This window comes from Oleiphilus sp. HI0125 (assembly GCF_001635355.1).
In genome coordinates, this window is the sequence record NZ_LWGF01000427.1 from 1 (window position 1) to 235 (window position 235).

Consider the following 235-nt stretch of genomic DNA (forward strand, 5'->3'; position numbering starts at 1 on the left):
ATCACTAGCCAACAGAAAGAGCTGCACAGTATGTTATCAGAGCATATGTCCAATGTAGCGCAACATCCTGAAACTTACGGCTTAGCCTTAATCAGCCTTAGCTTTGCTTATGGCGTCTTTCACGCCATTGGCCCAGGACATGGCAAAGCTGTGATCATGACTTACGTTGGTACCCAAGGGGCGAGCGTTAAGAAAGGCGCGGCTTTGTCATTTGCCGCAGCACTACTGCAATCAA

General features: G+C 48.5%; 1 pseudogene. It reads left to right on the forward strand.

The annotated features are described in order from the left end of the window. Window positions 1–30: 30 nt before the first annotated feature. Window positions 31–235: pseudogene (locus A3762_RS05730) on the forward strand (hypothetical protein); the annotation flags it as partial.